The 16,813-nt window shown below is 69.4% G+C and carries 16 protein-coding genes and 1 pseudogene; 6 read left to right on the top strand and 11 right to left on the bottom strand.

Annotated elements, in window-relative coordinates:
• Window positions 1-215 precede the first annotated feature (215 nt).
• The 7 genes from WMF11_RS08605 to WMF11_RS08575 all read right to left on the bottom strand — a co-directional run bounded on the left by WMF11_RS08605 (window position 216) and on the right by WMF11_RS08575 (window position 7,542).
• A complete protein-coding gene (locus WMF11_RS08605; protein ID WP_437977116.1) occupies window positions 216-2,069 on the bottom strand; it encodes a CotH kinase family protein in 1,854 nt (617 codons plus the stop codon).
• A 101-nt stretch (window positions 2,070-2,170) separates the two neighbouring features.
• Window positions 2,171-2,617 carry a hypothetical protein gene (locus tag WMF11_RS08600; protein WP_437977115.1) on the bottom strand — a complete coding sequence of 149 codons (447 nt, stop codon included), beginning with the start codon at window positions 2,615-2,617 and terminating at the stop codon, window positions 2,171-2,173.
• An 857-nt stretch (window positions 2,618-3,474) separates the two neighbouring features.
• Window positions 3,475-3,927, bottom strand: a complete 453-nt coding sequence (locus WMF11_RS08595; RefSeq protein ID WP_437977114.1) for a hypothetical protein — start codon at window positions 3,925-3,927, stop codon at window positions 3,475-3,477.
• 209 nt (window positions 3,928-4,136) lie between these two features.
• The gene (locus WMF11_RS08590; protein ID WP_437977113.1) at window positions 4,137-4,556 is read right to left on the bottom strand and encodes an outer membrane protein assembly factor BamB family protein; all 420 of its coding nucleotides are present in this window, start codon (window positions 4,554-4,556) and stop codon (window positions 4,137-4,139) included.
• A 271-nt stretch (window positions 4,557-4,827) separates the two neighbouring features.
• Entirely contained in the window at window positions 4,828-5,604 is a 777-nt protein-coding gene (locus tag WMF11_RS08585) for a hypothetical protein (protein ID WP_437977112.1), read from the bottom strand.
• Between the two features lie 203 nt (window positions 5,605-5,807).
• The gene (locus WMF11_RS08580) at window positions 5,808-6,326 is read right to left on the bottom strand and encodes an RCC1 domain-containing protein (RefSeq protein WP_437977111.1); all 519 of its coding nucleotides are present in this window, start codon (window positions 6,324-6,326) and stop codon (window positions 5,808-5,810) included.
• 85 nt (window positions 6,327-6,411) lie between these two features.
• The gene (locus WMF11_RS08575) at window positions 6,412-7,542 is read right to left on the bottom strand and encodes a hypothetical protein (protein WP_437977110.1); all 1,131 of its coding nucleotides are present in this window, start codon (window positions 7,540-7,542) and stop codon (window positions 6,412-6,414) included.
• 360 nt (window positions 7,543-7,902) lie between these two features.
• On the opposite strand from WMF11_RS08575, the gene WMF11_RS08570 reads away from it, so the two are divergent.
• From WMF11_RS08570 to WMF11_RS08545, 6 genes and pseudogenes are all read left to right on the top strand, one after another.
• The gene (locus WMF11_RS08570; RefSeq protein WP_437977109.1) at window positions 7,903-8,136 is read left to right on the top strand and encodes a hypothetical protein; all 234 of its coding nucleotides are present in this window, start codon (window positions 7,903-7,905) and stop codon (window positions 8,134-8,136) included.
• 17 nt (window positions 8,137-8,153) lie between these two features.
• The gene (locus tag WMF11_RS08565) at window positions 8,154-8,591 is read left to right on the top strand and encodes a cupin domain-containing protein (RefSeq protein WP_437550859.1); all 438 of its coding nucleotides are present in this window, start codon (window positions 8,154-8,156) and stop codon (window positions 8,589-8,591) included.
• A gap of 255 nt (window positions 8,592-8,846) precedes the next feature.
• Entirely contained in the window at window positions 8,847-9,986 is a 1,140-nt protein-coding gene (locus WMF11_RS08560) for a glucose 1-dehydrogenase (protein ID WP_437977108.1), read from the top strand.
• 16 nt (window positions 9,987-10,002) lie between these two features.
• A pseudogene (locus WMF11_RS08555) lies at window positions 10,003-10,566 on the top strand (dihydroxy-acid dehydratase); the annotation flags it as partial.
• A gap of 26 nt (window positions 10,567-10,592) precedes the next feature.
• A complete protein-coding gene (locus tag WMF11_RS08550) occupies window positions 10,593-11,588 on the top strand; it encodes a C-terminal binding protein (RefSeq protein ID WP_437977107.1) in 996 nt (331 codons plus the stop codon).
• Between the two features lie 191 nt (window positions 11,589-11,779).
• Window positions 11,780-12,670: a hypothetical protein gene (locus tag WMF11_RS08545; protein WP_437977106.1), complete on the top strand. Its 891-nt coding sequence runs from the start codon at window positions 11,780-11,782 to the stop codon at window positions 12,668-12,670.
• Between the two features lie 37 nt (window positions 12,671-12,707).
• Here the strand turns inward: WMF11_RS08545 and WMF11_RS08540 are convergent, their stop codons facing one another.
• The 4 genes from WMF11_RS08540 to WMF11_RS08525 all read right to left on the bottom strand — a co-directional run bounded on the left by WMF11_RS08540 (window position 12,708) and on the right by WMF11_RS08525 (window position 16,674).
• On the bottom strand, window positions 12,708-14,762 hold the full coding sequence (locus WMF11_RS08540; RefSeq protein WP_437977105.1) for an amylo-alpha-1,6-glucosidase: 2,055 nt from the start codon (window positions 14,760-14,762) through the stop codon (window positions 12,708-12,710).
• A 23-nt stretch (window positions 14,763-14,785) separates the two neighbouring features.
• Entirely contained in the window at window positions 14,786-15,127 is a 342-nt protein-coding gene (locus tag WMF11_RS08535) for an SCP2 sterol-binding domain-containing protein (RefSeq protein WP_437550848.1), read from the bottom strand.
• Between the two features lie 35 nt (window positions 15,128-15,162).
• Complete coding sequence (locus tag WMF11_RS08530; RefSeq protein WP_437977104.1) at window positions 15,163-15,756, bottom strand: HdeD family acid-resistance protein; 594 nt, start codon at window positions 15,754-15,756, stop codon at window positions 15,163-15,165.
• Between the two features lie 180 nt (window positions 15,757-15,936).
• A complete protein-coding gene (locus tag WMF11_RS08525; protein ID WP_437550844.1) occupies window positions 15,937-16,674 on the bottom strand; it encodes a hypothetical protein in 738 nt (245 codons plus the stop codon).
• Between the last annotated feature and the right edge of the window lie 139 nt (window positions 16,675-16,813).

Raw genomic sequence — 16,813 nt, 5'->3', positions numbered from 1 at the left:
TGGATCCATCGTTCCGCATGTCAGAAATCCCGCCAGAGAAGCCGGGCGATGACGAGCGGCCAGCGCCTCGTCCACCGGGCCCCTCGCGCTCCCGCGACGCGAGACCACCACCCCCGCGGCCACAGCGCGAACAGGCTCCCGCCGAGCATCACGACCCCGAGGCCGAGCGCGACGACCAGCGCCGTCCTGCCGGGCGGAGCAGAATCGGCGTCACGTCAGAATAGACCGCCTCCGAGGACGGTCGCCTCGAAGGAGCCCGTGACCGGCGCTCCCGACTCCGTCGAGGCCTCGTCGAAGTGGATCTTGCCGTCGCCGAAAAAGCCCGTGAGCGCCGGCTCCGACTGCGTGAAATCAAGCGCGAACGCCAGGACCGATTGCCAGTCGTACGGGCCCTCTTTTCCGGCGGCGAAGACCTCCGGGTCCACGACAAACACGAGGGCGCGCACCGTCCCGTCGGGGAAGCTCCCGACGACCGTCACCTGGGCGCGGCCGCTCGTGATGGACTCGACCCCTGGCTCGGAGCCTTCATAGCCCGCCGCGGAGCCGACGGTCCGGGCCGATTGCGGGTCATCCGCAGGGAACGCGGCGTCGAACGTCCCCGTCCCCGCGGCGAAGGGATCCGGCTCGGTGAGCGACCCCCACGTCGTCGAGAACGTGCCCTTCACGGTCCCGACCGTCGTCAGGCACGCGATGGCGGGCTGCGGGAACGTCCACGCGGGGGGCGTCGGCGCGATCTCGGCGGTGATCGTGGCGCGGCGCCCGCTCACGAAGCTCCGTATCGCGTCGGTCGCCCCCCTCACGGCCGCCGCGTCCGCGCGCACGTACGGCGCCAGGAGCTCCTCCATCCGGTCGATCTCGAGGAGCAGCGCGTCCTCATTCCAGGCCGTCTCGAGGAGGTCCATCATCGCCTCGGCATAGGCAGCGCGGAGCTCCGGGGTCTGGTAGAGCCGGTTCGCGATGGCGCCCTTTGCCGAGACCGACTGCGGCCGCCCTGGCGGGCCGAGCGGGTCCTCCGCGTCGAATGACATGTCGGGGCCCCACGGCAAGAAGGACATCTTCCCGGACGCCGGGTCGAAATACACGAAGTGGTTGTTCGTGTTGCCCGCGTAGCCGTCCCACGCGCCGAGCAGCGACTCGGTGGCCCAGTACCGCCGGAAGGTCTCGATATCCAGGACCGCGCCGAGCGTCGCGTCGAGCTCGGCGTCGCTGGCCAGGAGCGCGGCGGAGACCGCGTCGAGCTCGCTCAGGTCGGGGTCGTCCTCGTTGGTCTTCTTTTCGTACGTGGCGGTCCATCCGTCGCGGAAGTCGCTGACCTGGCCCTCGTAGAGGTCGCCGCTCGCGTCCGTGAAATGGCGCTCGAGAAGGCGCTTCCCGACCGGCTCCACGTGCGCGTAGATGCCGAGGTCCTGCCCGTTGACGGTCACGTGGGCGAAGTTGCAGCGCGAGGCGGGCAGGCCGGCGTCGCGGAAGACCTTGAACGCGAGGCACGTCTTGATCAGCGAGGGATCCTGACGGGCGTTGTTGAGGGTCATCCCTTCGAGGCCGGCGTACTCGCGCCCGTCCACGTATTCGTCGAAGCTCACCTTGAGCGACGGCTTCGACAGGCTGGCGGAACCGAGGAAGCCCTTCTTGCGGACGGACGACATCTCGAGCGTGGTGCCGTCGACGGTGACGGTCGCGGGGAACTGGGTGTAAGGGCTCCTCTTGGGGCCCTCCATGCAGCCCTCGCCAAACACCTCCGAGACGTCGCGGGACTGGCGGCGGAGCGTCTCCCAGTCCTCGGGCGCCAGGGTGATTCCCACCTCGATGACGTGGTCGGGATCGAACATGGCGTCGCTCGGGTCGGGATCGGGTGTGTCGGGGCCGCCGCCGTCGCCGGGCGGGCCGCCGCCGCCGGAGGGGCCGCCGCCGTCGCCGGGGGGGCCACCGCCGGAGGAGGCGTCGGGGGTTTCGCCGGGCGTCTGCGGCGGGTCGGAGCCGCACGCGGACGCGCCGAGGGCCAGCGCCAACGCCATCACCGAGAGCATGCTGCCTGCACGAACGAGCGTGTTTGTGTGTTTCCGTACCATGAGACGAGTGTCTAGCACGTCCGGCCGCCTCCGCGGGGCCGCCTGACACGCTATCTTGCGCCAGCCCAACGGGGCGCCCTCCGCCGCGGCATCGCCCGCGGTCACCTGCTTCGCATAAGACGCACGAAACGTCTCCACCAATTGCCACCACGGCCATCAGGTGGTGGTGAGTCGTGTGGCGATCCGTGCCGTTCCTGGGAGCGGCGCCGGACCGCGGCCTCGACGACATCCGGGAGCCTGTAATGATGCGCTTCGATGTAGTGGAGCACCATGTTCGGCAGGACGAAGCGTACGGCTTGGTCTTCGACGAAGAACTCGCCCTTGTCATGGTTCTCGCCGCAGATCTCACAGGTATGCAACCCGCGGTAGTCATCGGGGAGTTGATTGACGTTCCACAAGAACCGAAGCGTGGCGACGATGGTGGGGTCGGTGTCCCCCGGGTGCGTGACCGCGCCGCCGAGCCAGCCCACCGAGCGGTACTGGTACCCGTCGTTGCCGTGCGTGTTGTAAGTCCACTCTGAAAGATCAGGGATGTGCATCGGGTTCACTCTTCAGGGATGACCTTCACAGGACCCCGGGTACATGACGGCAAGTTCGGAGTGACAGCTGCTGGGCGAGGTGGTCCCCCAAGCCCTGGCTCGACGCTCGACCTCCGCTGGCTGATCGGTCCCAATTTGGCAAAACACTGCGCAGCAGGTCTGTGAGCGGACTGGAGCACGGTGGGCGGAGCCGCGTGAGCAGCTCTCCCGCGTACTGCTGCGCGAGGTACCCATTGGCAGGCGGCGCAACGAATGCTCGGAGCAGGACGTATGAGCGGTCATCGGGAGGAAGGTCGGCTACCAGCCGCTCGAGATGCCGGAGCTCCTGCGGGTTCATTCTCGCCCAGCGATCAGGTGCGCGATACAACCGAGCAAGCAACCCGGCCCTCTTGTCCGCTGCGCTCGTAGGCTCCTGGTCGGTTCGTTCGTGGTCGCGCCGGCCCACCGTTTACCCCTCCCGCATCCTTCGAAAGCCTCAATGGGATCGAGGCGGTCGCGCTCCTCTGCTCGCCCAGTCTTCTTTCATCTGGCTAACTATCCGTCGATTGGTCAACCGAAGCCGCCGGACCAGGTCTGTCTAGCCCGTCGCCTTTTGTGACCTCCCCCACGGAGAATCTCACGAATCGGCTCTGCGCCGCAAGGCCCAAATGCTGTCCAGCGCCATAGCGTAGATCCATCGAACACCGGCGGTGCTGGCGGCGGGCCGAGCAGCCGACCCATCGCCTCGTGAATGACCCGGGCCGCCACCTCATCTCCGAGGGAGACGGCGCGGCTCAGGGCATCGCCGGTCCCACCGTAGGCGAGAGGTCAGCCATGTCGCTTGCGGCTCCGAGCGGCATACGGGCCTTATGGCCCTCCGCCGGCCGTCAGTAGATGACGGAAATGTAGTTGATGTAGTGGCTCCACGCGGCCGGGACGAGCGGGCCGGCGGTGAGCAGCGCGGCAGCGAGCGCCACGGCGTCGAGGCGCACGAGCTCGGCGCGCGCCTCGGCCATCAGCTCATCCCGCTCGCCGTGGACGACCTCGACCGCGCCGAGCTGCACCGCGCTGCGGTAGGTCGCGGGACGGGCCGCAGCGCCGGAGACGACGAGCACCCGTCCGGCGGGGGAGTCGTCGTCGGGCGGGAGGCGCATGCCCGGGAGCGGCTCATCGAACGTGATGCAGCCGCTCTCGTCGAGGGTGCCCGCCAGGGCGCCGGCGAGCCGCGGGAAGCGATCCCGCGCGCGCTGGCGGCGTCGCTGGACGAAGCACGCGAAGAGCAGGCTCGCGGCGCCGACAGCGAACCAGCTGATCGGAGGGCCGGAGATGGGGAGGACCATACGAGGCGGGGAGGAAGAAACAATGAATTTCTTTCTCTTGCCGTCTCTCGCTCCCCGCCTCCCCGTCTCCCTGTGAAATTCCTGCTTTTTCTCGTGGTTTCAACCCGTTTGTCGCCCTAGTGCCGCCGCGGCTCGGCGCGGCGGTGCAGGCGCGCGTGCACGCGTACCAGATCGACTGGGAGGCGCGGGCGGCGTAGCGCCGGGGGGCGTCAGTCCTTGTCGTCCGGCTGCGCCACATTGTCCGGCACGCCCAGGGCGACCGGGCCCATCCCCTTGCTCTTGAACTGGTTGTGCCAGAGCCTCTTGCCGGTGAGCGAGAAACACTCCACCTCGCCCTGCTTGGCGACGAAGAGCCGGTCTCCCTCCAGGAGGAGCGTGGCGCGGCCCTGCGTGGCGGCCTTCACCTCCCAGAGCAGCTCGCCCGTCGGGTAATGCAGACAGGCGACGCTGCTGAAGCTCGCCGCGTAGATCGCCGCAGGCGTGATCAGGAGCGCTGTGGAAGAGAAACCGACCCCGGCCTGCTTGTACTCCCAGAGCACGCGCCCGGTGGCCGGGTCGACGCCGAAGATCTGATCCTGGAACGCCGCCACCAGCACCGGCGCCGCCGCGATTGTTCGGTATTCGCTCATACGTCCCCTCGCTTCCTGATTGCGTCCAGCGAGCTATCAGCGGGGGGGCGGCGCGGCAAGCTGCGAGCACGTGCGGGGTCGCGAGCCGCGCGCACGGCGAAGATGGGAGCTCGCATGGGCTCCTGGCGGAAAGGTGATGCGGGGAGTGAGCTCATCTCAAGCGGCTCCTCGCTAGCGCCGTTGCCCGTGGGGGACACGTGGCACGTGCGCGTCCCGAGCCGCATCGGCGATGCCGTGAGCCTTCCGGACGCCGAGCCGCAGACCCCCCGCGTCAGACCCCCGTCGCCAGCACGGTGACGGGGGTGGTCGGGAAGACGCGCTTGCGAGCGCCATCGAAGCGCACGCGGACGACGTTGCCCGGCGAGAGCTTCCGGAGAGACTCCTCGCCGGCGAGGAGGGTCTCCTGGTCGACGAAGGCCGGACTGCCGTCGTCGGGGACGACCTCGAAGACGACCACGACGAGGAAGCCATCTTGCTTCACGAACTCCCGCACCACCGAGCAACGGAGGACGCGCCCGCGGCCGAGGGAGCCGAACGATGCGACCAGGGTGGAGGCGAGGTGCCGCAGGAACCGCGCGAGCTGTAGAATCGCGAAGAGGCCCCCCGCCGCGACGAGCGCCAGGTACGCCGGCGACTCGACGGCCTGTGTTGCGGCCCACGCGGCGATCCCGGCGCCCCCGAAGACGAAGACCGCGTGGAGGAAGAAACCGAAGCCGTTGATCGGCAAGTGACGGACGAGCGTCCAGTAGGCCGAGAGCAACACGCTCTCCACGGCCCGCTCGGCTTCGTCTCTGGACACGGACGCTGCCCGCGCATAGTGGGCAATGGCCTCGTCGCGCTTGCCGTCGACGAGCAGCTGCTTGACGCGCTCGATGTCGTCCTTCGAGACGCGCTGCGCCCTGATTTGCGCGAGGGCGCCGCCGGTGGCGGGCCGCTCGACGAAGAGACTCGTGTTGCAGAAGATGCAGATGACGTTGCGCAGCCCCGGCTCGACGGAGAGCGGCGCGCCGCAGTTGGGGCAAGAGGTCATCGAGAGCAGCAGGCTCATGGGCGGGGAAGCCTACCTCAGACCTCGCCTGGGCTCGAGCGTGGCGCGAACCATCGTGACCCTCGACACGGCGCGGCTCGGGGTGCCGGCGAGCGATGACGGCCGCGACCAGGTACGCCGGGCGCTGCTCCGAGGCGAGGCGCGCGCGCTCGTGCTCCACTGCGACGACGGTGTCCGGACGACCCCGTACGAGAGCACCGAGGCTACAGCCCGAACACGTAGACATCTCTGTTGTTCGTGGGCCAGCAGGCGATCTCGCCGCTCGCGAGGGCGGCGCAGGCTTCCTTGTAGCCGGCAGTGACGTGAACGGCCTCCGGGATGTCGATCGCCTCCAGCGCCATCCTCGCGGAGAACCGCCAGCAGACGACCCTGCCGCCCTGCCGGAGCGCGCAGTACCGGGAGTACCCGGCGCTCACCTGGATCGCATCGTCGAGCCCGGGCACCTCGACCGGCTCGGCGTGCGAGGAGGAGCCATCGCTGCCCCAGCAGACGACCTTGCCCGTCGCGAGGCGGGCGCAGTCGTTGGACCAGCCGGCCGCGATCTCGACGGCGCCCTCGACGCCCTCGACGCGCACGGCCGTGTCCGTCGTCTCACCGGTGGTGAGCCGTCCCCAGCACACCACATCTCCGGTGCCCCGCAGCGCGCAAGTGTGCGTGTGGCTCGCCCCAACCTGCACCGCGTCGTCGACACCGGTGACCGTGACCGGGACCGGCGCCTCCATTTGCCCGGCGCCCTCGACGCCGAGCAACGGCGAACGCCCGCGCCGTTGCGCAGCCCCGCGCGCAACGGCGCGCCACGCCCCGTCGTCAGGGGCACGTCGCCGAGTCGTCGTTGTTGCTCACATACGCTTCTGGAACGCCGGTCCGCTCACGGAGCTCTTCCGCTTCACAGGTGGGGAGCTTCGGGTTCGTCGTGATCTCGAGACCGTAGTGGATCCGCTCGAGCGAAGAGAGTCCATCGATGCTGGTGAGCTCCGGGTTGTTTGAAATGGTGAGGTTTTGCTCGATCGCCCGGAGCGCAGAGAGTCCATCGATGGAAGTGAGCACGGCGTTGCTCGCGATGGTGAGATCTTGGTAGACAGTCTCGAGCGCCGAGAGCCCCCCGAGGCTCTCGAGCTTCGCGTTGCCGACGACGAGCAGGTTGGCGAGCTGACTCACGCCGTCGAGGCCCTGCAAGTTCCTGAGAGCCGGGTTGGACTTGAGCGCCACCGCGCCCGTGCCGGTCAGGTTGCGCAGCCCGGCGAGGCTCGCCAGGACCGGGTTGTTCTCGATCTGGATGCCATGGCGCACCGTCGTCAGACTCTCGAGTCCGCCCAGGTCAGCGAGGCGGAGGTTCGAATGGATGTTCAATGAGCCCTCCACGACCTTCAGGCCATGAAGCCCCGTCATGCTCGCGAGCGTATCGTTGTTCACGATCGTCAACCCCGCCGCGACGGACTCGAGCCGCTCGAGCCCCTCGAGCGTGGGCAGGTTACGCGTGTACCGGATGGTGATCGTGCCCGTGACGTGCCGCAGACAGCCAAGGCGGTGCAGCCGGTTCACCCCTTCGCTGAGCGTCAGGTCCCCCTGGACCTCCGAGATGAGCGGCAAATCGTCGATATCGACCTGGTGCTTCACGTCGAGCGAGCTCGAGATGGGCCGCGCCGTGGCGCAGTCCAGCTCCGCGGGCGCCCCCGCGCTCCCGCCGGTTCCCTCCGGAACCCCGCCGCTCGTGCTGCCCGCGCCCACGCCGACCGAGCTCGCTGCCGCGCCGCCATCGCTCGACCCAGCCGATCCGAAGAGGCCACCCGTGCCGGAGCCGTTGCCCGTGGCTCCGCCCGCGCCACTTCCTCCAACACCTCCTCCTGACGCCGTGTTCCCGGCCTCCCCGGAGCCGTCGACCTCGGAGGAGCTTCCCCCTTCCCTGTCGCCCGCGGCGCCCGGATCGTCAAGGAGCACCCTACCGCAAGCCAATGGGCCTCCTGCTGCGACGAGCCCTGCCGCCGCGATCGGCGCCCAGCACCAAACCCGCCTGCTTCGCACCGGCATGACCGAACCTCCGCCACCCAGTATATGCTCAGGCGATGCCCTGGGGTGAGGGGCGGCGCCCGGCGAAGCCGCGCGGATCGAGCCCACACCGTCACGCGCGCCGAAGGTTGCGCCACCATTGATGTAAATGTGCCATGAGCCCGAAGCGCCGGAGCACCGGGCACCCGCGGCGCATCCATGGCTCGGGCGCGCGACGAGCCCGTCATGAATCGACGGCATCGTTCTCCGGTGCCTGGCGGCGCAGGTGAAGCTCTTTCACATGCGCGGCGCGTGCTCACGCGCCGATCGTTCCCCGACACGCGGCTCCTCGGCGACGGCACGCCGCGTGCTCGCGACGAGGTGATGCGCTGGGCAGCGTTCCTCAACGCCGGTAGGCACAGGGCCTTCAAGCCGATCTTCACGCCGCGTCGGTTCCTCGCTGCCCTCAAGCTTCTCCGCTTCAGCGAACGCATGCGCGCCGACCGGGCCGCGCAGAAGGCGCTCGCGCTCGACGCGTCTCCCTGACCGACCACGAGGATCCCATGCTCCAGAATCTCCGTTGCGCCTCTCGCACTTCGCGGTTCGTGAAGAGCGCCGCCACCTTGGCGATCGTCGCGGTGAGCCTGCTCGCCCGCCCCGCTGTCGCCGCGCCCGAGCCGGTCGTCACGACGCTCCTGACGAAGGAGCTCGCGAACATCCCCGGCAAGGAGGTGATGATGCTCCTCGTCGACTACCCCCCCGGCGGCGCCGATCCGGTGCACCGTCACGACGCCCACGGCTTCATCTATGTCCTCGAGGGCTCGATCGTGATGGGCGTGAAAGGCGGCAAGGAGGTGACGCTCACCCCTGGCCAGACCTTCTACGAGGGGCCCAACGACATCCACACCGTCGGCCGGAACGCGAGCACCAAGAAGCCCGCGAAGTTCCTGGTCGTGCTCGTGAAGAACCGGGGCGTGGCCCCGTTGCTGCCCGTCCACTGATGCATCTCGTGGAGAGCCGGCAGCAAGCGGCCAGTCGAGTCAGGTCCAATCCGGTCAAACGCGATCCCACGGGATAGCTCACCGCCCCCGCGCCCGCCGGGACGCGGCCGCCCTCTCCAGAGCGGTGGGTCACCGGCGAGTGCTCGCCACGGGCTTGCCGCATCCGGACGAACGACCCATGGGACCCGGCGCCGGCGTGCCCTGCCTGGCACGCACGACGACGAGCGAGCAGGTGCTCGCAGGAAGAGGGGACGCGTGAAGTCGGTCGCTGCCTTGATGGCCGAGAGGGTGGTGTGTCTCGTCGAGGAGGAAGACCGACCGGAGGCTCGGCGGCTGGCGAACGGGCACGCGCTGCTCCGCACCCTCGCGGTCGGGCTGTGCGGGACCGACCGAGAGATTGCCTCGTTCACGTACGGGTCCGCCCCGGCAGGGACGGACCGGCTCGTGCTGGGACACGAGGCGCTCGCCGAGGTCATGCAGACGGGTGAGGGCATGGTTCGCCTTCGTCCCGGAGATCTCGTGGTGCCGACCGTGCGTCGGCCCTGTGCCAGAATCGAGTGCCCGGCCTGCCGCGTCGGGCACCAGGACTTCTGCGCGACGGGCGAGTTCATCGAGCGCGGTATCTCCGGGGCGGGCGGCTTCATGACCGAGCTCTTCGTCGAGGAGGAGCGCTACCTCGTCCCCGTCCCTCCGGGGGTCGGCGAGCTCGGCGTCCTCGTCGAGCCGCTGAGCGTCGTGGCCAAAGCGTTCGCCCAGCTCGACGCCGCCCTGACGCGCCTGCCCTGGGAGAACGACGCACCGCGGGGCCTGGTCCTCGGCGCCGGACCGATCGGCGTGCTCACGGCGATGGGGCTGGTCGCGAACGGTTATCGGGCGGTCGTGTATTCGAGGGAGCCGACGGACGGCGCTCAGGCGCTCTTCGTGCGCAGCATCGGCGCCGACTACGTATCGAGCGAGTCCACCGACGTCGCGGGGCTGGTGAGGCGCCACGGGCGGTTCGACGTGATCATCGAAGCGGTCGGCGTGCCGGCGTTCGCGTTCAAGACCCTCCCCGCGCTGGCGGCGAACGGCGCGTTCATCCTCACCGGCATCCCTGCGCCGGGGCCCGCGATCGACTTCGACACATCCGGTCTGATGCGCGATCTCGTCCTCCAGAACCAGCTGATGTTCGGGACCGTGAACGCCGGCCGCAAGTCCTACGAGGCAGCCGTCCGGATGCTCGAGCAGTTCCTGATCCTGTTTCCCGACGCCGCGCGCCGGGTGATCGCGCGGCGGATCCCGCTCGACGAGGCGCCGGCCTTGCTGCGCGCAGGGGGTGGTGGAGCGAAGACCGTGATCCACATCGCAGAGGCCGCAATGGCGACGCGCGATGAAGGGCTTCGCGCTGCTGGGTAGGCCGTGGCGCCCCCTCGTCCAGGAACCGGGAACCGGGAAGGAGAGCGAAGAACCCGTGGCGCGGGCCATCGTCTTCGAGGGGCCGGAGGACTACCACGCTCGCATCAACGATCCGTCGCTCGGGATCGACGAGCGCTGCATCCTCGTCATGCGCAACGCGGGGCCCATCGCCTATCCGGGCTCCGCGGAGGTCGTGAACATGGATCCGCCCGACGCGCTGGTTCGAGAGGGGATATCCCTGCCGACGCTCGGCGATGGCCGCCAGAGCGGCACCTCGGACAGCCCCTCGATCCTGAACGCGTCGCCCGAGTCCGCGGTGGGCGGCGGCCTCGCGCTGATCCGGACGGGGGATCGCATCCAGGTCGATCTGCGCCGGCGTCGCGTGGACGTGTTGCTCTCCGACGACGAGATCGAGCAGCGCCGCAGGTCCCTGAAGCTGCCGGAGCTCGAGAACCAGACGCCATGGCAGGAGATCTACCGGAACGCGGTCGGTCCCCTGTCCACGGGCGCGTGCTTCGAGCCGGCCGTTCGGTACCAGCACCTCGTTCAGCTTCGCGGGCTGCCTCGCCACTCACACTGAACGGCACGGGAACGGAGGTAAGGACCATGAGCATGGAACGGACGGGGAAGGTCGTCGTGCTGGACTACGATTTCGGCGACGTCGACATCGAGCGCTCTCTCGTGGAGCCGGCCGGCTTCGAGCTGGTCGCCGCGCAGTGCAAGACCGAAGAGGACGTCGTGGCCGTCGCGCGCGACGCCGTCGGCGTGCTCACGCAGTACGCCGAGGTCAAGGGGCGAGCCATCTCGGGGCTCCGGCGCTGCCAGGTGATCGCTCGGTACGGCACCGGGGTCGACACCGTCGACGTCGCGGCGGCGACCGGCCGTGGCATCCGCGTCACCAACGCGCCGAACGACTGGTGCGCCGACGAGGTCGCCGACCACGCCGTGGCGCTCTTGCTCACGCTCGCCCGCAAGCTGCCCGCATACGATCGCGCCACGCGCGGCGGATCCTGGTCCTGGCAGGATGGCCGGCCGATCCACCGGATGCGGGGCGCGACCCTGGGGCTCCTGTCGTTCGGCGCGATCGCCCGAAACGTCGCCGCGAGGATGGCGAGCTTCGGTGTGCGCGTCACGGCGCACGACCCCTTTCTCGACGCGGACGAGATCCGCGCCGCCGGCGCTGCCCCCGTGTCCTTCGACGAGCTCCTGGAGCGCTCCGACTACCTCGTCATCCAGGCGCCGCTGACCCAGGGGACCCATGGTCTCTTCGGGGAACGCGAGCTCCGGCGCATGAAGCCGACATCGATACTCGTCAACACCGCCCGTGGCCCGATCATCGACGACGATGCTCTGTACCGGGCGCTCGAGGAGGGATGGATCGCGGGGGCCGGGCTCGACGACCTCGCCGAGGAGCCGGCGAAGCGCCGGGACTGGAGGCCGACGAGCCCGCTCTTCTCGCTCGAGAACGTCGTCATCTCGCCTCACGCGGCCTACTATTCGGAAGAGTCGATCGAGTTCGTCCGACGATTCGCGGCGAGCGAGGTCGTTCGCGTCCTGTCCGGACAGGAGCCGATGTCGCCCGTGAACCTCATGGCCGCTTGATCGCAACGTCCTGGTCTTCGTCGGATGCTCTGAGCGGGACATGCGAGCGGATCGCCGATGTGCCCGCGATGCAAGACTGGCGTGGGGCGCGCCTCATGAGGGCGACGAGCGAGGCCCGAGCGTTCGGCGCATCACGAGAGGCCACGTTTCCGCTGCTGCAAGGCAACTCGCAAGGGTGTACGGTGGAACCCATGAGCCTACACTGGGGAAACCTCGCCCTCGCCGCCATCCTCGCCTCTTGTTCCGCGACGCCTCCGGCACCCGCACCGCCGCCCCCGAGCGCTGCCGCGACCGAGGTCCCACCGCCGGCACCCACCGCCTCCGCGTCCGCGTCCGCGTCCGCGTCCGCGTCCGCGTCTGCGGCTGCGGCTGCGGCTGCGAAGCCGCCGCCCGACACCCGCGTTCGCGATGCGTGCGCGAAGCTTTGCGAACGTGTAAATACCTCCTGCGCGGAAGGGCGCGGAGAGGCATGCCTCGCGCAGTGTGCGAGCTACGAGGTCAAGTCGGCGGGTTGCGAGGCGGTGACCGCGGCAGCTTTCACCTGCCAGCTGAATGCCCCGGAAGGCTTCTGCCACAGCGTCGTCGCGCCGAGGTGCGTCGACGCGTTCGCCGGCATGATGCGCTGCCACCGCGGCGAAGCTCCGGTGCAGGAGAGCGCCCCGAAGGCGCAGGAGCTCCCGGCCGGCTGGGAGCGCGTCTCCGACACGACGTGGGGATTGGCGTTTCCCCTGCCCAAGGGAGCGGCGCTCGATAGCGCGGCGAAGTCTCGCACGTGGCGAGCAACCGCTGAGGGTGCGTCGTACGAGGTGATCGAGTTGCCGATGCCAGCCGGGAAGCTCGACGACAGGGCCTTCATCAAGCTCGTGATCGCCCACGTCGGCGCTGCCTGCCAGCGACAGATGAAGTTGGGGGGCCGCGTTGACGACGCAACGCACACGTTCATTCGATTCGAAACCGGGTGCACTGGCAAAGAGCGGCTGTACGGCAAGATCTACGTCGACCAGAAGCACGCGATCTCGATGCTGGTGCGGGGCGAGCAGAACAGCGAACGGCGCGAGGTGTTCCTCGAAAGCGTGCAATGAGTCATCGCCCGATCGCCCCCGCCGTCGCCATGGCGATTCACGCCGCCCGGAGCCCCGACTCCGGGCGCGCTCGACCGAAGGCGTCGCACCTGCCCCAGCGCCCGGGGATGTCGAGCAGTCGGATCTCCCCGAGCTCGGCAGGGACCGCCGGGTCGACGAACAGGCGATTGCCCATCGGCTCCAGCCCGAGCACGACGCGCAGAAAGAGCAAGGGAGCCGCCGTGGCCCAGGCCTGCGGGCTGCACGCGGTCGGATACTCGACAGGGAAGCTGGTGAGCTCTCGTGGATACCCGGCGAACGCCTCCGGCAAGCGGTAGTGGAAGAAGGGCGCCGCGGCCAGGTTGCCCGTCGCGACGCGCCCGGCCTCCACGCTGAAGCCGTAACGCCGGAGCCCGAGCGCGATCAGCGAGTTCTCGTGCGGCCAGACCGTGCCCACGTGATACCCGATGGGGTTGTACCCGCCCTCGTCGTCGGCCATGGTGCGCACCCCCCAGCCGCTGAACAGATGCGGTCCGAGGAGGTGCTCCACCACGCGTTCCGCCTTGGAGGTCTCGACGATACCGCTCCAGAGCAGATGGCCGATGTTCGAGGTCAACGAGTCGACCCGGCGCTTCTGGCCATCCAGCGCGAGCGCGAAGAACCCGCGATCGTCGAGCCAGAAGTCCTGATTGAACCGACGTTTCAGCTCGGCCGCGTCTCGCTCCAGGCGCGCCGCCAGCTCGGGGTCCCGCCAGAACTCGCGCGCGAGCCGGGCGCCGCGCACCTTCGCGTCGTAGACGTAGCCCTGAATCTCGCAGCACGCGAGGGGCCGCCGCGCGAGCGATCCGTCATGAAAGACGATGGAGTCCCACGAGTCTTTCCAGCACTGGTTCTCCAGGCCGGTCTCGGGGTTGCGCGTGTCGTACTCGACATACCCGTCCCCGTCCCGGTCGCCCCACTCATCGATCCATCGAAGCGCGGCGCGCGCTGTGTGCTCCATCGACAGGACGAGCTCCGCGTCACCGGTCCAGCGCTCGTACTCGTCCAGCAGGATCAGGAAGAGCGGCGTCGCGTCGGCAGAGCCGAAGTAGGGAGAGTGCGGCCGCTCCTCGAAGGCGGTCAGCTCGCCCCAGCGCACCTCGTGGAGGATCTTTCCCGGCTCCTCGTCGCGGAAGTCGTCCCGGCGGCTGCCCTGGCGGCGCGCGAGATAGCGGAGCGTGGAGCGCGAGAGCTCGGGGACGAACGGCAAGGCTTGCAGGCTCGTGATGATGCTGTCGCGCCCGAAGGCGGCCATGAACCACGGTAGACCGGCGGCCGGAATGGCGGCGTCCGGCATCAGCTTGGAGAAGAAGCGCAGCGCGGCCAGGTCGACGAGGCTCCGCTCGTACGTCCGCGCGAGCGTCTCGTTCGCGGTGAGGAGCCGCGGCGCGTGGTCGATCCAGCTCTCGAGGCTGATGCCGATGTTCGGGCGCGCGTGGCTCTCGCCGTGGGCGTACTTCACCCGGGTGTGCCGCTCCTCGAGGCCGTCGATCGCCGCCACGACGTCGAGGCACGTGCTCCAGCGGCCGTGCGGCGCGATGCTCGCCCGGAACGTCAAGCCGCTCGGATCGATCTGGGCGGGCTGCGAGGCGGAGATCCACGTCTCGCGCACGAAGCGCTCGCGTCGATAGCCGAGGACGAGCCGATTGTCCTCGATGCGGTGATAGCGCTCCCCTTTCTTCGGGAGCATGTCCTTGACCTCGAACAGGTCGGCGAAATCGGCGCCGGCCTGGATGCGGACCTCGAGCTCGACGGGGAGCTTGCCGTGGTTCATGAGCAGGAGGTCCTCGTGGAAGCCGTCGCCGGCGAACCGGCTCCGGACGATCGAGAGCGTCGATTCGACGTACATCGCGGCGGGCCTCGGGACGAGGAAGAACTGGGCCTGGAAGTACTGCACGTCGTCGGTGGACAGCGCGGCCGGGACGACGCCGTCGATCGTCAGGATCCACTCGGAGAGAAAGCGTGTATCGAGGTGAAAGAGGCCGAGCGGCCGGCTGACGGAGTGCTCGATGTTGCCGCGCAGATCGCTGACGACGAACGTGCCGCCGTCCAGAATGCTCACTTGCCGTTCCATGGGCCCCCTCCGAGTACGGTGGCTCAGCGCGTCGCTTCCGGAGCCTGTTGATCTCCCGGGGAGAAGACGCTCTGAAACATCTGGGCGACGCCCAGGTCTCCTCGCACGCCGACGCGGCCCTGCATGATCGCCGTGATCAGGTTCTGTTCACCGCGAAAGATCCGCATGAAATCGTCGAGCGAGCACGAGAGCTGGCAGTCCTCGCTCGCGCCTTCGGGCGCGATTCCGAAGGACCCGTCGGCGATCTCCACGACGACGCGCTCGTCGTCGCTGAGCTGCACGGCGCACACCTTCCGTGTTCCTCGCAGGCGGGCGTCGTAGCGTCCTGCCGCGAGATCCTGGATGAGCTTTCTTGCTTGCGACATGGTGTGCCCTTCTGCACGGCGCGGAGATCGCCTCTTCACGGTCGCGTGTGGAGCACGCGAGCGCCGCCCAGCGCGATCAGGACCATCGACATACCGCCGGTCAGGAGGCTGATTCCGACGAGCAAGCCGAGCACCCTCACGGCCGTTGTGACGCCGCCCGTGAGGATCAGCATCCCGAGCCCAAACGCCAGGATGCCGTCGAACACGAGCCATCCCGAGCCCCGCAGCCCGCGGTGCTGATAGGCGCGGATGAGCTTGAGCGCGCCCTCGGAGACGAAGTACGCCGCGGCGATCACCATCAGCGCGACCTTGCCGGTCATCGGGGCGACCACAAGGAGGAGCCCGAACGCCACCTGCACAAGGGCGCTCACGAGCTCCCAGCCGGAGCCGGCCCAGCCGCGGCTCTGGATGGCGTGACAGCCCTCGGCCACGCCGGCGAGCACGATCAACCAGCCGAGGGCGATGGCGGTGACCCGGGAGGCGACGAAGGGCATGACGAACGCGAGCACCCCGAGCACCATCGAAACCACGCCGAGCGCGAGGAACCAACCGCGGTTCTCCCGCACGGTGTGAAAGTCGACCTGCGCAAAGCGAAGCGACCTCGGGGACTCTCCGAGCGGAGCAACCATGGGAGACCTCTCTACTTCGTGGAGCACGCGTGTCCCGTCGGTCACCCGCCGCGCGAGGGCGAGGTGGCCGGGACCGCGTCGGCTTCGAGCATCGTCCGTGCCAGTACGCCGGCGGGAACATTGTGCCTGGCGCTCGCCGGAGGCGTCACGGCCGAGGACGACCCAAAGCACACCGCCTGATCAGCGGGCGGCGGCCTTCGCGGCCCTGGTGCTCGGACTGGCCGCCTGCCGGACCGCGCGCCGCTGGAGCTTCGAGCCCTGCTTTGCGCGATTGGCGCTCTTGCGCGTCGACTTGCGCGACGGGCGGTCCTTCGCCGAGTCTTCAAGCGTCGCCGTGGCCTTCCGTGTCCTCCGCATCGTGTTGCGCCGCGCCGTCGAGCCGCCGCCCGCCTTCCGGTCGGTCGCGCTCCGCCCCGGAGCGGCCGTGTCGACGGGAACGTCACGCCGCGACTTCTCGGGCCGCTCCAGCGCGCGCTCGAGGTTCTCCTTGCCGCGCCCCACGCGCCGCCCGATGAAGCTGCCCTCGGGCGATGGATGACCGGGCCGCGCCGGAGCCGCCGCGCTGCGCTTCGCCGCTCGCGCCGTGGGCTTCGGGCTGCGCGCCGCCGCGCGTGATGCGGCGCGCGGCGCGCGCTCGAGGGCGCTCTGCACGGCCCGCACGATCCCCGGGACGGCTCTGTCGATCGTCTCGCGCGGCTCGTGACCTCGCATCTGGTAGACGACGCTCGGGTGCCCGCTCAGGACGACCTTCACGTCACACGCGACGTCGACGCCGCCGCGCGGCCCGTTCACGTCCGTGAAGCGCACCGTGAGCCGCTCGATGTCGGGCGCGAACCGCCCGAGCTTCGCCCCGAGGGTCTGGCGCACGTGCGCCCTCGTCGCCTCGTCGACGCCGACGCCGAAGGTCCGCACCGCCAACGGCGTCCGCTCCGTCGGTGTGCGCCCGGCGCGCGCCCGGACCGGTCGCGGCACGGTGGAAGGGAACTGCGGACGTCGCCCGGTGGATGGTCGCCCCATGCGCGCAACATCGAGACCGGCCCCCCGTCGTCAAGCGCCG

Origin of the sequence: Sorangium sp. So ce295 (assembly GCF_051527405.1) — a bacterium.
Taxonomy (GTDB): Bacteria; Myxococcota_A; Polyangia; order Polyangiales; family Polyangiaceae; genus Sorangium; species Sorangium cellulosum_B.
Note: the sequence above shows the minus strand (reverse complement) of the source record. Positions and strands in the feature narration are given on the sequence as shown.